The organism is Streptomyces sp. NPDC023541 (assembly GCF_055559995.1).
Window position 1 is genome coordinate 523,096 of the sequence record NZ_JBVHJO010000005.1, and the last position, 15,173, is coordinate 538,268.

A 15,173-nucleotide genomic window follows, 5' to 3' on the forward strand; every position below is an offset into this window, starting at 1 on the left:
GATGGGCACGGATGGGTCCGGCAGTCGGCGACACCGCTGGGGGAGGGCCGGCGCGTCGATGCTGCTGCTGGCGCCCTTGCTCGCGGTGACGGCGGCCGCCGGACCGGGCGACACCGGGGCGCGGCCCCTCGCGGCCGACGCGGGCGACAGCCGGGTCGCGTACGCCGGTACGCGCCACCGCAGCCTGGGGCGGGTGGCGAGCGGCAGGTCCGACACCAGCACCCCGCTCTTCGGTGACGGACCGGTCCACCTCGACGTCCAGCCCGCGGCCCTGGGCGACCAGCTCGTCTTCGCCGGCCGGCGCGACGAGAAGACCCCGCAGGTCTACCTGAGGTCCGCCGACGGCTCGGTACGCCGGCTGACCAGCGGCATGGACGCGGGCAACCCGCGGCTGACCCCCGACGGGCGGTCGGTCGTCTTCGACTCGGCCCAGCGCGCCACGACCGGAGGCGTCCAGCGCGACCTGTGGCTCGTGCGCACCGACGGCACCGGCCTGACCAGGCTGACCGACACTCCCGCGAACGAGGATCACCCCACCGTCTCCCCGGAGGGCGGACGCCTGGCGTACTCCTCCGACGGCGACCCGGCCGCCGGCCGGCAGGTCTACGTACGCCCCCTGCGCGGCGGCGCCGCCACCCGGCTCACCGACCCGGCCAACGGCCCGGCCACCGAGCCGGTGTGGAACCCGGTGGACGACGCCGCGAACCGCGACGTGATCGCCTACACCGCCACCGGGGCCTCCGGGCCCCGCCTGCGGTGGACGAACGGCCGCGCCGACGGGCAGTTGCTGGCCGGCGCCCAGGCCGGCTGGCGTACCCGGGGGGCAGCCTGGCTGCCCGACGGGAACGGCCTGCTCTTCCTCAGCCCGGACCGCACCTGCGAATGCAAGGGCGACTGGGACCACGTCTTCCAGGTGCCCGCGCACTCGGCGGACACCCCGCAGCTCGTCTACAGCGAGGACCGCGAGATCGGCTCGCCCACCTGGCTCGGCCCCCTCAAGGGCGGCGGCGCCGTCGTCGAACGGATCTCGGCGGCCGGCCCGCACACCGTGACCCTGCAGGACGCCCGGACGGACGGCTCCGACCCCCGCGACCTGGGCCTGACCATCCTCGACGAGGACCCGGCGGCCGACACCAACACCGACCCGGCCAAGGACCCGCTGTTCCAGCCCGGCCCCGACCACGACCCGTGGACGGAGCGGCAGAGCTACACGCCCGACGGGCGCAGGATCGTGGTCACCCGCTTCGAGGGCAGGCCCGGCTCCCGGATCCAGCGGATCTGGACGGCGGACGCCGACGGAACCGACGCATCGCCCCTGCCGCTCGCCGGCCGCGGCCCCAGGGACTGGGACACCGACCCCACGTTCTCGCCCGACGGCAGGTACCTCGCCTTCACGCGTACCTCGCCCGGCGGCGCCGGCCAGGCAGCAGGCCCCGGGCGCATCCTGATCGCCGACGCCGCCACCGGCGCGATCCGCGGTGGGATCACCCCGCCCCCGGACCTGCCCGGCGGCGGCGACGCCCAGCCCACCTGGTCCTCCGACGGCACCACGCTCGCCTTCACCCGCAACCTGGTGATCAACGGCCACGGCGGCAACAAGCACGTCTGGACCGTGCCCGTGGACCACCTGGACCGGCAGCGCGACCTGAGCGCCACCATGTGCCCCGGCGCCTGCGACGTCATCGACGACAGCCCGGCGTTCTCCCCGGACGGCGCCACCATCGCCTTCAACCGCAAGAACGGCGGCGGCCGCGTCGACGAGCGCAGCGGCATCCTGCTGGCCTCCGCGGCCGGCGGCGCCTGCCGGGTCCTGCTGCCCGACGCCGCCCGCGACAAGCCGGGGGCCTGCGGCCGCGAACTGCCCGAGACCACCGGCTCCGGTCCCTTCCAGCCCCGTGACGCCGCCTGGACCGCCGACGGCAGGAGCCTGGTGCTCACCGGCCGCGGCTCCCGGGCCGTCAACAGCCCGGAGAAGCTGAAGCTGGTGGACGTGGCGACCGGCGCCCACAACCTGCTCGTCACCGGCCTGCCGGGTCGTCAGAAGGAGCCCACCGTGCAGCAGTCGGTGGACCTCGCGGTAAGGGCACCCGAGAAGACCCCGCCGCTCACCGTCGGCGGCTCGGCCACCGTCCGGGTGGACGTCGTCAACCACGGCCCGGCGGCCTCCCCCGGCACCCGGCTGACCGTCGCACCCCCGCTCGGCGTGAGCGTCACCGCGCTCACGGCACCCGGCGCCACCTGCGACGCCGCGGCCCTGACCTGCACCCTGGGCGTGGTGCGCCCCGGCACCACCGTCCCGGTTTCGGTCACCCTCACCGGCGTCACCCCCGGCGACCAGCCCGTGGAGTGGTCGGTCACCGGCACCGTCCTCGACCCCCGCCCCAGCGACAACGCCGGCCGGACCGTGGTGCCGGTGCGGGAGACCCCCGTACCCCCCACGCCGACGCCGACGCCCACCCCGACACCGACACCGGCGCCGCCCCCGGCCCCGACGCCTCCGCCCGCACCGCCGCAGCCGCCCGCGCCCCAGGCAGGTCCCGGGGTGAGCATCACCGCGCAGCCGAACCCCGGCTACGTCGGCGGCCGCGTCGTCGTCACCTACACCGTCGCCAACGGCCGGAGCGCCCTGGCCACCGGCCTGCGGCTGCGCATCGGCCTGCCCCAGGGCGTCCCCCACGACGGGCCGCCGCCGGGCTGCGACCAGAACTGGACGTGCGCACTGCCGGACCTGGCGCCGGGCGCCCGCAGCGTCCTGCGGATCGTCCTGAGCCCCGACAAGGCGCTCACCGCCCAGGTCACCGCGACCCTCACCACCAGCGGCACGGACGCCGACCCCGGCGACAACACCGCCCAGCAGCAGCTGCGCGTCCTCCAGCCGCGCATCGTCGCCGTCCCGGCGATCGGCAGGCCCGGCTTCGTCACCTCGGTACGCGGCGAGGACTTCCCGCCCGGCGCGCCGGTTCGGTTCGCGTGGAAGCCGGGCATCACCGCCGCGGCGGCGCCGACCCACCCGCAGGCCGACGGCACGTTCATCGGCCAGCTGCTGATCCTCGCCAAGGACCAGACCGGCCCGCGCACCATCACGGCGAGCGGCCCCGGCTTCTCCCCGGTGCAGACCGACTTCCTCGTGGTCAACGGCACGGTGCAGCCGCCCGACGAGGTGGCCCGCCGGTGATCCACGAGGTCGACGAAGGGCTCCGGCGGCTGCTGGCGGAGTCCGGCCTGGAGGCGTCGGGCGTCGAGGTCGTCTTCGACGCGCCGACCCGGGACTGGGCGGCCCGCCGCAGCGCGCCCACCGTCTGCGTGTTCCTGTACGACATCCGGGAGGACCCGACCCGGCGCGGCAGCGGCGCGGGCGAGGTGTACGACGCGGACGGCTTCGTCGTCGCGCGCCGCACCCCGCCGCGCTGGTTCGAGCTGACGTACCTGGTCACCGCCTGGGCGGGCAGGCCACAGGACGAGCACCGGCTGCTGTCGCAGGTGCTCTCCTGCCTGGTGAACACCGACACGCTGCCGCCGCGCCTGCTCACCGGCACGCTCGCCGACCTCGGCCTGCTCGTGGACGTGGACGCGGGCGGCACCGGAATGGACGCGCCGGCCGCCTCCGACGTGTGGTCGGCGCTGGGCGGCGAACTCAAGCCGTCCCTCGGGCTGCGTGTGAAGGCCCCGCTGGCCGGCATCGGCAAGACCACCGCCCCGCCGGTCACCCAGGGCCTCGTGGTGGACTCCGTACCGCAGGCCGGGCCGGACGGCGACGGGAGGCCGCGCCGGCTGCGCTACGTCGAGCTGGCCGCACCGGGGCCGGAAGGCTTCGGCGGGTCCCGCGAACGGCCCAAGGCCCCCGCCCGCCGGCGACGAGGAGAACGCCAGCCGTGACGCACACCCTGCAGCCCCCGGCCCCCGCGCCCGCGCCGGGCCCCGAGCGGGCCTCCGACGGCGAGGTCCCCCACCTGTGGGCACGGCTCCGGCTCGTCGAGGAACGGGTCCGGCTGGCCGTGGACCTGCGGCGCGCCGTCGACCCCGACCCGGACGACCCCTACCGGGGCCAGTACTTCACGCCCGAGGCGGCCGCCCGAATCCTGGACGGGAAAGCCGCCCCGGACCTGCCCGCGCTCGCCCCGGCCGGCCCGCCGCCGCCCGGCTCACCGCTCGGCGTCCTCGTCACGCGCTTCGGCCTGGAGCCGCTGGACGTGGACCTGCTCCTGGTCGCGCTCGCCCCGGACCTGGACGCCCGGTTCGAACGGCTCTACGGCTACCTCAACGACGACCTGACGCGCCGCCGGCCCACCGTCGGGCTCGCCCTCGAACTCTGCGGCCGCGGCCGGGTCGCCGCCGCACGCTTCCGGCTCGCCCCCGGCGCACCGCTCGTCGCGGGCGGCCTGCTGGAGGTCACGGAACCCGAGCGGCCGCCCCTGTCACGGGTGCTGGCCGTACCGGACCGGGTCACCGCCCACCTGCTCGGCGACGCGGTGCCCGATCCGCAGCTGGCCGAGGTGCTCGGCGAAGCCGCCGACGACCCGGCCGTCGACCCCGACGAGCTGTACCGGGCCGCCGCCGCGGCCCTGAGCGGCACCGGCCACGTACACCTGCGCACCCGCGGCGGCGACCCCGAGGGCCTGGCCGCCGCCGCCCTGCGGGCCCGCGGGCTGCGCCCCCTGGTCCTGAACCCTTCGGCGCTTGCCCACCACGCCCGCGCCCTGCCCGCACTCGCCCGCGCAGCGGCCCGCGAAGCCCGGCTGGTGGGCGCCGGAGTGCTGCTCGGGCCGCTGGAGGACCTGCCCGACAAGCCCGACGAGCGCGCCCACGTGCTGCGCACGCTGTGCACGGTGCTGCGCGGCATCCCCCTGTTCACGCACGGCACCAGCGGCTGGGAGCCCGCCTGGGCGGCCGCCACCCCCGTCTCCCTGACGGTGACGGCCCCCTCCCCCGACCGGCAGGCCGTGCGCTGGCGGCACGCCCTGGAACGCGCCGCGGTCGAGCACGGCGAGACGGGCGGGGCCGACGAGGTCGAAGCCCTCGCCCGGTCCGTGTCCGCGCACCGCCTCGACGCCGGGCAGCTGCGGCGCGCCGCCGACACCGCGTCGCGCACCGCCGCGCTCGACGGCCGTCCCGTCTCCCCCGCCGACCTGCGTGCCGCCGTACGGGCCCAGAACGGCGCGGGCCTGGCCCGCCTCGCACGCCGGGTGGAGCCCGCCGTGGGCTGGGACGACCTGGTACTGCCCGCCCCCACCCACCGCCGGCTGCGCGAACTCGCGGTGCGCGCACGCCACCGCGACCAGGTGCTCGGCCAGTGGGGCATGCGCCCCGGCGGCGGCCGCGGACGCGGGGTGATCGCCCTGTTCGCGGGCTCCTCCGGCACCGGCAAGACCATGTCCGCCGAGGTGGTGGCCGCCGACCTGGGCATGGACCTGTACGTGGTGGACCTGTCCACGGTCGTCGACAAGTACGTCGGCGAGACCGAGAAGAACCTGGAACGGATCTTCACGGAGGCGTCGGCCGTCAACGCGGTGCTCCTCTTCGACGAGGCCGACGCGATCTTCGGAAAGCGCTCGGACGTGAAGGACTCCCACGACAAGCACGCCAACATGGAGTCGGCCTACCTGCTCCAGCGGATGGAGTCCTTCGACGGCATCGCCATCCTGACGACCAACCTGCGGGCCAACCTCGACGAGGCGTTCACCCGCCGCCTCGACGTGATCGCGGACTTCCCGGTGCCCGACGCCGCCCAGCGCCGGGCCCTGTGGGAACGCTGCCTGGGCGACCGGCTGCCCCGGGCCGACGACGTCGATCTCAAGTTCTGCGCCGACCGGTTCGAACTGGCCGGCGGCTCGATCCGGTCCTGCGCGGTGACGGCCGCCTACTCCGCGGCCGCTGCGGGCGGAGCGCTGGCCATGCGCCAGGTGGTGACCGCCGTCGCCCAGGAGTACCGCAAGCTCGGACGCCTGGTCCTGGAGGGCGAGTTCGGACCGTACCTCGGCCAGGTCACGGACGTGTGAGCCGCGTACGGGGGCGTGCGGGGCGTGCGCGCTGCCTGGACGGTCCGGCGCGAACGACCGCGAGGGCAGCGCACTTGCCCCTGGCCAGGTCCGCACGCCCCTGCCGACGGGGGCGCCCGCGCACGAGGCTGTGACCAGACCTGATTGCAAAGCCGTGACGAAGGAGCGAGCATGCCGACGTACCTCACCCCGGGCGTGTACGTGGAGGAGGTGCAGTCCGGTGCTCGCCCGATCGAAGGGGTCGGCACCGCCGTCGCCGCGTTCGTCGGGTTCGCCCAGAGCGGGCCCTTCCACGAACCGACGCTGGTCACCAGCTGGGACCAGTACTCCCAGCACTTCGGCGGCTTCACCGAGGGCACCTACCTGCCCCACGCCGTCTACGGCTACTTCGCCAACGGCGGCGGCGCCGCGTACGTCGTCCGCATCGGCGGATCCGACCGCGACGACGCCTCCGCCGCACCGGCCGCCGCGGGATCGGTCCCCCAGCCCCGCGCCGCGGAGCCCGTCGAGCTCGGCGGTTTCCTGATCACGGCGCGGCCGGGCACCACCGGCGTGAGCGTGGAGATCGCCGACGCGGACGGGGAGAACCCGCCCGAGGACCGCTTCAAGCTCCTGGTCCGCCAGGGCGAGCAGGTCGCCGAGACCTTCGAGGTCTCCGCCCGCAAGAACGTCAAGGGCTACCTCGTCACCCAGGCGCGCGCCTCGAAGCTGATCGAGGTCACCGAGCAGCGGTCCGCCGCCCAGACCCGCCCCGCGGGCCAGACCGTGGCCCTGCCCGACGCCCCGGCCTCCGTGCCCGCCGCGACCGCGAACGGCACCGTGTCCCGGCTCAACCCGGCCGAGTACGTCGGCGACGCGGGCGCCCGCACCGGCTTCGCCGGCCTGGAGACCATCGACGAGATCACCATGGTCGCGGTCCCGGACCTGATGAGCGCCTACGAGCGCGGCGACATCGACGCCGAGGGCGTGCGCACCGTACAGCTCGCGGTGATCTCCCACTGCGAGCAGATGGGTGACCGGGTGGCCGTCCTGGACACCCCGCCCGGCCTCTCGGCACAGCAGGTGCGCACCTGGCGCAACGACGAGGCGGGTTACGACTCCCGCTACGCCACCCTCTACTACCCGTGGGTGCGGGTCTTCGACCCGGCCGCCGGCCGCAACACGACGGTCCCGCCGAGCGGCCACATCGCCGGCGTGTGGGCGCGCAGCGACGCCGAACGCGGAGTGCACAAGGCGCCCGCCAACGAGGTGATCCGCGGCGCGGTGGACCTGGAACTGCGCCTGAGCAAGGGTGAGCAGGACCTGCTCAACCCGATCGGTGTGAACTGCGTACGGGCCTTCCCCGGCCGCGGTATCCGGATCTGGGGTGCGCGCACCCTCTCCTCCGACCCGGCCTGGCGCTACCTGAACGTGCGCCGCCTCTTCAACTACCTGGAGGAGTCCATCCTCCTGGGCACCCAGTGGGTGGTCTTCGAGCCGAACGACGACCGGCTCTGGTCCAGCATCCGGCGCAACGTCACCGCGTTCCTGACCGAGGAGTGGCGCCGCGGCGCGCTGTTCGGCCGCACGGCGGCGGAGGCGTTCTACGTCAAGTGCGACCGGGACAACAACCCGCAGGAGTCCATCGACCAGGGCCGCGTGGTCTGCGAGATCGGCGTCTCGCCCGTCAAGCCCGCCGAGTTCGTGGTGTTCCGGCTGGCCCAGTTCTCCGACAGCACCAGCCTCGTCGACGAGTGACCCTCCGGGGCAGCGGCACCGGCTGCACCGACAGCACCAGCAGCAGCAAGGAAAGGTGAAGGACAGTCATGGCAGAGGGCGATGCTCTTTCCACCCATATCTTCGGCGTGCAGCTCGGCGGCTACCTGGTCGAATCGATCCAGGAGATCAGCGGCCTGACCGTCGAGGAAGAGGTCGTCGAGGTCCGCCAGGTCAGCGCGGAGGGCAAGCAGATCATCCGCAAGCAGCCCGGCGCGCGCCAGGCGGGCGAGGTCACGATCACCCGGGGACTCGACAAGAGCAGCGAGTTCACCAAGTGGATCAAGGAGACCCTCAACAACGGCGCCGTCGACACCGCGCGGCAGAACCTCACGATCGAGATCAAGGACTCCACGGGCGCGACCGTCCGCCGCATCCAGCTGATGCAGGGCTGGGCCTCCAAGTGGGAGGGCCCCTCCCTCAAGGCCGGCGAGTCCGCCGCGGCCACCGAGTCCGTGACCATCGTGTTCGAGGAGATCATCGTCGAATGAGGCGCCGTACCGTGACCGCGGGCAGCCTGGAGGAGATCCTCCAGGTCACGGCGCCCGCCCAGGCCCCGGAGCAGGCGGCGGTACCCCCGGCCGCCGCCGCTCCGGCCCCGCGCGAGGACCACGGGCTGCGCACGGAGTTCGAGTTCGAGCTGCCGCGCGGGTACGTGGACGAGGCGGGCACGGTGCACCGGCACGGCGCGATGCGCCTGGCCACCGCGCGAGACGAGCTCCGCCCGCAGATCGACCTGCGGGTCAAGGAGAACCCGGCGTACCTGAGCGTGGTGCTGCTGAGCCAGGTGATCACCCGGCTCGGCACCATCACCGACGTGCACGCCGGGGTCGTCGAGCGGATGTACGCGACCGACGTCGCGTTCCTCCAGGACTTCTACCGGCGCGTCAACAGCGAGGGCCACACCCGCGCGGCGGTCACCTGCCCGCACTGCGACGGCGGCTTCGAGGTCGACCTCTCCGGTGGGCGCCTGGGGGAATCGTGACGTACGCGCTCCCCCGGCTCCGGGAGGAGATCGCGTACATCGCCTACCACTTCCACTGGCGGCGCGACGAGATCCTCGACCTGACCCACGGCGAGCGCCAGGACTGGGTCGCCGAGATAGCTCGGATCAACACCCGTGTGAACGAAGGCGGTTGAGTAGATGGCATGGCGGGACAGGCTGCGTCGGCGCACCGCCGTGCCGGACACCGCGGCTACGGCGCCGGCCTCCTCGGGGCCGGCGTCTGCGTCGGGGCCGGCGTCTGCGTCGGCCCCGGCGTCTGCGTCGGTCGCCGTGCCCGGCGACTGGGACGGCGGCTGGCGCATGACCGCGCCGCCCCCGCTGACCGTGTCGCGCGCGGCCCTGGGCGTCAGCGACGGGCTCGCCTTCCGCTCCGGCCTGGCCGCGTGGCGCGACCCGTCGTTCGACACGGGGCTCGCCCACGCCCTGCTGCCGTCCGCGCCGGCCGGTCTCGTACGCGGGGTCGCCCGCCCCGCCACCGCCCGCCCCACCCACAGCGGCGGCGGCCCGCTGCTGCTGCGGGCGCTGCCCACCGAGCCCGGCGCGGAGCCGGTGCCCGAGGCCGGGCCCGTACGCGACACCCCGCAGATCGCGCGCCGCACGCGGCCCGGCGCCGCCTCGCCGAGCCGGTCCGCATCCAGGCCCGGGTCCGGATCGGGATCAGGATCGGGATCGGGATCAGGGGTCGCACCGGACGCCGTACGGCCGACACCGTCCGCGGACCGCGGCGCGAACACCGGCACGCCGGGTCCGGTCGTCTCGCGTGCCGTCACCCGGGGCGACGCGGGCGCGTCTCCGCCGCGCACGACGGATCGCGGGCCCGCGTCAGGGCCCGGGCCCGCGGCGAACACGGTGGCGCCGTCCCACGGCGCCGACCGAGCACCACAGCCGGTCGTCCCGCGTGCCCCTGCCCGGGGTGGCGCGGGCGCGGCCGAGCCGGGCACGCAGGCTTCTGCGACGAGCTCCGTGACACCGTCCCGCGAGCGGCCCCAGGGCGGTTCCGGCTCCGGATCCGGGACGCGGGGCCTCACGTCCACGCACTCCGCAACGGTGCTCGGGACGTCCGCGCCCGCCGTACAGCGGGCCTCCGTCTCCCCTGCCGAGCCCGGCCGTGCAACGACCTCGCCTGCGCAGTTCCCGGTGGTCCGCCGCATCGCGGTGGTTCCCGGGGCATCCGCCGAGCCCGTGTCCGGCCCGCCCGTCCAGCGCACCGCCGCCCGTACGTCCGGGTCCGGCGCACCTGGGGCCGCCCGGCCCGGCCGTACGGGCGAGGGGCCGACCGCGGCGGTCCGGCCGCGCCCCGTCGGCCGTGCACTCACCACCGCGCGGGTCCCTGCCACGCCGCGACGGCTCGTGCCCGCCGTGCGCCCCTCCGCCACGCCGGAGGCCGCCCTGAGCGCGCCCGTGCAGCGTGCGCAGACCCGCTCCCCGCTCGGCACCGGCCTCCCGTCGACCCCGGCTCCGACCGTGCCCACGGTGCAGCGCCGGACCGAACTCCCCCAGACGCAGCTCCCCGGCCTTGCACCCACGGTCACACCGTCGACCCCCACGGCGGCCGCTCCGGCTCCGGCCATGCCCACGGTGCAGCGCCACGCAGAACCCACGGCCACCGGTCCGGCACCGGCGGCCCCGGCCGCGCCCACCGGTGGCGCACCGGAGGCGCCCGTACAGCGCGTGCGGACCCGTGCACCCCTCGGCGAGCCCCTCGCCGAGCCCCTCGGCGAACTCCCGCCCACGGCCACACCGGCCATGCCGACCGTGCAGCACCGGGCAGAGCCCACGGCGAGCGGCCCGGCGCCCGAGAAGCCGGTGCGCACCCGTGCACCCCTCGGCGAACCCCTCACCCAACTGCCGCCCACCGTCACAGCGTCGATCCCCGCTACGGCGGCCACCCCTGGTCCGGCCATGCCCACCCTGCAGCGCCAAGCGGAGCCCGCGGCCAATGGTCCGGAACCGGCGGCTGCGGCCATGCCGCCCGTGCAGCACCGGGCAGAGCCCACGGCGACCGGCCCGGCGGCCGAGAAGCCGGTGCCCACCCGCGCACCCCTCGGCGAACCCCTCACCGAACTCCCGCCCACAGCCATCCCGTCGCGACCCGGACCGGCCATCCCGGGCCCGGCCATGCCGACCGTGCAGCGCCGGCCGGAGCCCGCCGCGAGCGGCCCGGCGGCCGAGAAGCCGGTGCGCACCCGGGCGCCGCTCGGCGCGCCGCTCACCGAACTGCCGCCCACCGCGACACCGTCGAAGCCGATCGCGGGGCCGGCGGCGGCTCCGGCCATGCCCACCGTGCAGCGTCAGGCAGAGCCCGCCGCGAGCGGCCCGGCGGCGGCCGGGCCGCGCGTGCGCAGCGGTCTCGGGGCGCCCCTGCAGTCGATGCCGGCGAGTGCCGCCGTACCCGCGTCCGTCGCCTCCTCCGGGTCCCGGGGGCACGCGCCCCTGCTGGGGGCGGGCGCGTCCGCCACGCAGCCCCGTACCGGCGGGCCGGCGGGGGCGCGTCCGCCCGTCCAGCGGGCCGCCGCCACACCGCGGCGTTCCGGCGCGGTCCCGCTCGTCGCCGCCCGTGCCGTCGGGGGGACGGTCGCGCCGGACGCGACCGCACCCCGGGCCCTCCAGCTTCTGGCGGCCCGGCCCCTGTCCCCGGGCACCCTTGACGTGGCGGGCATGGGGGCCGCGCCGGCCTCCGCCCCCCGCTCCCGCCCGGCCGGCCGGCCCGTGGTCCCCGCGCGCTGGTCCGCCCCGTCCACCGCCCCGTCCACCGCCGCACCCGGGCAGACCGGGCAGACGCGGCAGATCCAGCGTGCCGCCGACGGTGGGCGCGCCCCGGCTCGCGTGGCTTCCCGCCCCGCACAGCCCGTGCGCCCGGCGCCCGCGCCGTCGCCCGCGGCCCCCGCCAGGGCGGCGACCCCCCTGCCCGTGACCGGCCCGTACACACCGCCGCTCGTGGTCCAGCCGGCCCCCGCCGCTGCGGGCGCCGGACCGGTGCCCGTCGTACGGCCCAGGGCGTCGGCCCCCGCCGCAGTCCCGGGCCCGGCCGTTCCCGCGCCGCCGCCGAGCGGCCCGCCACCCCCCGTACAGCGCGACACGGGCCGGGCCGGCCGGGCCGGTCCCGTCCCGGCCACCCCCGCCGCAGCGGCTCGCCGGCCCGAGGGCGCGCGAGACGCCGCGCCCCACGGCGGCGGCGACCTCGACCTGGACGACCTGGCACGGCGTCTGCTCGACCCGGTCGCCCGCCTCCTGCGCACCGAGTTGCGGCGAGGCCGGGAACGCGCGGGCAGGCCCTTCGACGGCCGCCGCTGAGATCACGTACGAACGAGGAACGGACGACGGACCGATGACCGACAACATCTTCGCGACAAGCGTGTTCTTCCGGCTGGCGATCGGCGGCAACGACCTGGGCGCCTTCCACACCTGCTCGGGCATGGGCGCCGAGGTCGAGATGGAGAGCTACGCCGAGGGCGGCAACAACGGCTTTACCTGGCAGCTGCCCGGCCGCGTGACCTGGTCGAACATCACCCTCACCCGGCCCGTCACCGCCGACACGGCGAAGATCGCCCGCTGGCTCGACGAGACGCTGCGACGGGTCGAACCGAAGGACGGCGAGATCGTGGCGCTGCGGCCCGACCTGAGCCGGATCATCAGCTGGCAGGTCTTCGGGATCGTTCCGGTGCGCTGGCAGGGGCCGTCCTTCGATCCCGCCAACTCCGCGGCGGCTGTGGAGACCCTGGAGATCGCCCACGCGGGCCTGCTGCCCTCCTGACCTCCCGACGTCCCGACTCCGCCTCCCCCTCGCCCTCCCCCCTCGTCCCGTTCGTCGCCGCCCCGGAAGGAAGTCCACGGCATGGCATCTTCGGCACGCGCCAGCCGCGCCCGGGCCCAGCTCACCCTCAAGGAGCCCCCGGCCTCGGTCGGCGCCAAGCCCGGCGGGACGATCGCCCGGCTCGACCTGCAGTTCAACCCGTCGACCCTGCAACTGGGCAAGACCACCGAATGGCGGCGCTCCCCGTCCAGGATGGCGGGCCAGTCGGCGCTGCCCGAGTTCGTGGGCAGCGGCCCGCGCACCCTGAGCCTGGAAGTGTTCCTCGACGCCACCGCCACCCACGACAACTCGGTGGAGCAGGCGGTGGAGAAGCTGATGAAGGCGTGCGTGCCGACCCCGGCCAGCCTCGGCCGCAAGAAGCCGGCGAGCCCGTGGGTGCGCTTCGAGTGGGGCAGCGCACGGACGACCTCGTTCGACGGTGTCCTGTCGAACCTGTCGGTGTCGTACACGCTCTTCGACGTGGACGGAAAGCCGCTACGGGCCACCTGCTCGCTCTCCATCGAGGAGGCGAGCGTCGACCCGCCCGGCCAGAACCCGACCTCCGGCTCACGCACCGCCCGCAGCACCCACACCGTGGTGGCGGGCGACAGCCTGGCCATGCTGGCCTGGCGCGAATACGGCGACGCCACGGCCTGGCGGGTCATCGCCGAGGCCAACGGCATAGACGACCCCATGGCCCTCGTCCCCGGCAGCGAGATCGTGGTGCCGGGCACGCGGGACCAGCACGGCGAGGAGGAGCAGCGGTGAGCGGGTCCGAGACCGGGGGCCGGTCGTTCGCGGCCGACCCCATCGTGGAAGCCCCCGGCGAACTGCCGCAGATCTGGGCGGCGCAGCTGGTCAGCTGTGTGGTCGACGAGAACGTCGGCCTCCCCGACACCGCGGTGCTCACCTACCGCGACCCCGACCACGAGTTCCTGCGCGCCACCGGCATCACCATCGGCACCCCGCTGCGGGTGTCGGTGGCGACCGTGAAGGGACAGTCACGGGAACGGCTGTTCAACGGCGAGGTCACGGCACTGGAGATCGACCGGGACCGCACCGGCTCCTTCACCGTCGTACGCGCCTACTCCAAGGCGCACCGCCTCCAGCGGGGCCGCAAGGTCGTGGCGTACCGGAACATGACCGCCGCCGCCATCGTCCGCAAGGTGGCCGCCGGAGCCGGACTCGCCGTCGGGAAGGTGGAGGCCGCGCCGGTCACGTACAAGCAGCTGTCCCAGGCGAACGTCTCCGACTGGGACTTCCTGCAGTTCCTCGCCGGGGAGAGCGGCGCACAGGTGCGCGTCGACGACAAGGGGCTCCTGCAGTTCACCCGGCCCGTGAAGGCTTCGGGGGCGCCCGCCCCGTCCACGTCGGCGGTCCGCGACCCGATGGTCCTGGAGTACGGGCGCAACCTCCTGGCCCTGCGGGCCGCGCTGACGGCTGCCGACGGCGCCTCGAAGGTGCAGGTGCGCGGCTGGGACGTGACCACGAAGCGGCCCCTGGTCGCCGAGCAGCCGTCCGTGGTCAGCGACACGGTGGTGCCGGGCCTCGGGCCGCAGACCGCCGCACGCTTCGGGGCGGCGGCCGTGGCCGTCACCGACACCCCCTACCGCACGCAGGCCGAGACGGCGGCGGTCGCGAAGGCGGCCGCGGCCCAGATCAGCTCCGGCTTCGGCGAGCTGGAGGCGGTCGCCGAGGGCAACCCGCTGCTGCGGGCCGGCAAACCGGTAGCGCTCGGCAACGTCGGACAGGCGTTCTCCGGCCGGTACACCGCCACCGCCGTCCAGCACGTCCTGGAGCCGCACGGCGGCTTCCGCACCACCGTGTGGGTCAGCGCCAGCCCGGACCGCTCCCTGACCGGCCTGGTGACCGGCGCCAACGCACCCGGGCGCGGACCGCGCATCCCGGGCCTGGCGATCGGCGTGGTGACGGACGTACGCGAACCGAACGGCTCCGAACGCGGCGCCGTACGGCTGAAGTTCCCGTGGCTGGACGACACCTACGTCAGCGACTGGGTGCGCACCGTCCAGTGGGGCGGCAAGGGCGGCGGCGGTGTGGTCAGCCCCGAGGTCAACGACGAGGTGCTGGTCGGCTTCGAGCAGGGCCTGCTCGACAGCCCGTACGTCATCGGCGGCCTCTACAACGGTGTGGACCAGCCCTCGCCGCACGACGTGCCGCTGGTCGACAGGACCAGCGGAAAGGTCAACCGCCGCTCGATCGTGTCGCGTTCCGGCCACCGCGTGGAACTGCTGGACGCGGCGGCGCCGGGGCCCTCCGGGCTGCGGCTGGTGACCGGGGACGAGCGGCTCGAAGTACGCATGGACGACCGCCGGGACCGCATCGAGCTCACCGTGTACGCGGGCCGGGGCCGGCCGCTGACCTCCGTCCTCATGGACAAGAACGGCATCACGCTGGACGCCCGCAAGGGCACCGTGAAGGTGTCCGGCCGCCAGGTCGACATCGACGGCACCGCCGGGGTCAGCATCGGCGGCCGGTCGGTGAAGGTGTCCGGAACCTCGGACGTCACGGTCAACGGCGGCCTGCTCGCCGTCCTCAAGGCCCGCCTCATCCGCATCAACTGAGCCCCCTTGTTCCGTACCGCACGCCCCCTTGCACCACGACC

The 15,173-nt window shown here is 75.4% G+C and carries 11 protein-coding genes; all 11 read left to right on the forward strand.

Annotation, left to right across the window (positions count from 1 at the left end):
- The first annotated feature begins 1 nt into the window (after position 1).
- The 11 genes from ACZ3X1_RS16045 to ACZ3X1_RS16095 all read left to right on the forward strand — a co-directional run bounded on the left by ACZ3X1_RS16045 (position 2) and on the right by ACZ3X1_RS16095 (position 15,132).
- Positions 2-3,175, forward strand: coding sequence for a hypothetical protein (locus tag ACZ3X1_RS16045; protein WP_467280023.1), 3,174 nt, complete (start codon positions 2-4; stop codon positions 3,173-3,175).
- A complete protein-coding gene (locus ACZ3X1_RS16050; protein WP_356815534.1) occupies positions 3,172-3,876 on the forward strand; it encodes a Pvc16 family protein in 705 nt (234 codons plus the stop codon). Before ACZ3X1_RS16045 ends, ACZ3X1_RS16050 begins: the two co-directional genes overlap by 4 nt.
- An 8-nt stretch (positions 3,877-3,884) precedes the next feature.
- Positions 3,885-5,996, forward strand: coding sequence for an ATP-binding protein (locus tag ACZ3X1_RS16055; protein WP_467280055.1), 2,112 nt, complete (start codon positions 3,885-3,887; stop codon positions 5,994-5,996).
- Positions 5,997-6,167: 171 nt separating this feature from the next.
- Positions 6,168-7,733, forward strand: a complete 1,566-nt coding sequence (locus ACZ3X1_RS16060) for a phage tail sheath family protein (RefSeq protein WP_467280024.1) — start codon at positions 6,168-6,170, stop codon at positions 7,731-7,733.
- 68 nt (positions 7,734-7,801) lie between these two features.
- Positions 7,802-8,242 (forward strand): phage tail protein, encoded by a 441-nt coding sequence (locus ACZ3X1_RS16065; RefSeq protein ID WP_030388073.1) that lies wholly within the window; start codon positions 7,802-7,804, stop codon positions 8,240-8,242.
- The gene (locus ACZ3X1_RS16070; protein ID WP_356815532.1) at positions 8,239-8,736 is read left to right on the forward strand and encodes a hypothetical protein; all 498 of its coding nucleotides are present in this window, start codon (positions 8,239-8,241) and stop codon (positions 8,734-8,736) included. Before ACZ3X1_RS16065 ends, ACZ3X1_RS16070 begins: the two co-directional genes overlap by 4 nt.
- Positions 8,733-8,891 carry a DUF6760 family protein gene (locus tag ACZ3X1_RS16075; protein WP_242707110.1) on the forward strand — a complete coding sequence of 53 codons (159 nt, stop codon included), beginning with the start codon at positions 8,733-8,735 and terminating at the stop codon, positions 8,889-8,891. The genes ACZ3X1_RS16070 and ACZ3X1_RS16075 overlap by 4 nt, the downstream gene beginning before the upstream one ends.
- 166 nt (positions 8,892-9,057) lie before the next feature.
- Entirely contained in the window at positions 9,058-12,051 is a 2,994-nt protein-coding gene (locus ACZ3X1_RS16080; RefSeq protein ID WP_467280025.1) for a hypothetical protein, read from the forward strand.
- A gap of 34 nt (positions 12,052-12,085) precedes the next feature.
- Positions 12,086-12,511, forward strand: a complete 426-nt coding sequence (locus ACZ3X1_RS16085) for a phage tail protein (RefSeq protein ID WP_030831940.1) — start codon at positions 12,086-12,088, stop codon at positions 12,509-12,511.
- A gap of 81 nt (positions 12,512-12,592) precedes the next feature.
- Positions 12,593-13,318, forward strand: coding sequence for a CIS tube protein (locus ACZ3X1_RS16090; protein WP_030664132.1), 726 nt, complete (start codon positions 12,593-12,595; stop codon positions 13,316-13,318).
- Complete coding sequence (locus ACZ3X1_RS16095) at positions 13,315-15,132, forward strand: VgrG-related protein (RefSeq protein ID WP_362632046.1); 1,818 nt, start codon at positions 13,315-13,317, stop codon at positions 15,130-15,132. The genes ACZ3X1_RS16090 and ACZ3X1_RS16095 overlap by 4 nt, the downstream gene beginning before the upstream one ends.
- The last annotated feature ends 41 nt before the right edge of the window (positions 15,133-15,173 follow it).

What these genes read in the sequence shown, in the direction of transcription:
- ACZ3X1_RS16045 (WP_467280023.1), top strand. Translation starts at nt 2, where the DNA reads ATGGGCACGGATGGGTCCGGCAGTCGGCGACACCGCTGGGGGAGGGCC.
- ACZ3X1_RS16060 (WP_467280024.1), top strand. Translation starts at nt 6,168, where the DNA reads ATGCCGACGTACCTCACCCCGGGCGTGTACGTGGAGGAGGTGCAGTCC.
- ACZ3X1_RS16065 (WP_030388073.1), top strand. Translation starts at nt 7,802, where the DNA reads ATGGCAGAGGGCGATGCTCTTTCCACCCATATCTTCGGCGTGCAGCTC.
- ACZ3X1_RS16070 (WP_356815532.1), top strand. Translation starts at nt 8,239, where the DNA reads ATGAGGCGCCGTACCGTGACCGCGGGCAGCCTGGAGGAGATCCTCCAG.
- ACZ3X1_RS16080 (WP_467280025.1), top strand. Translation starts at nt 9,058, where the DNA reads ATGACCGCGCCGCCCCCGCTGACCGTGTCGCGCGCGGCCCTGGGCGTC.
- ACZ3X1_RS16085 (WP_030831940.1), top strand. Translation starts at nt 12,086, where the DNA reads ATGACCGACAACATCTTCGCGACAAGCGTGTTCTTCCGGCTGGCGATC.
- ACZ3X1_RS16090 (WP_030664132.1), top strand. Translation starts at nt 12,593, where the DNA reads ATGGCATCTTCGGCACGCGCCAGCCGCGCCCGGGCCCAGCTCACCCTC.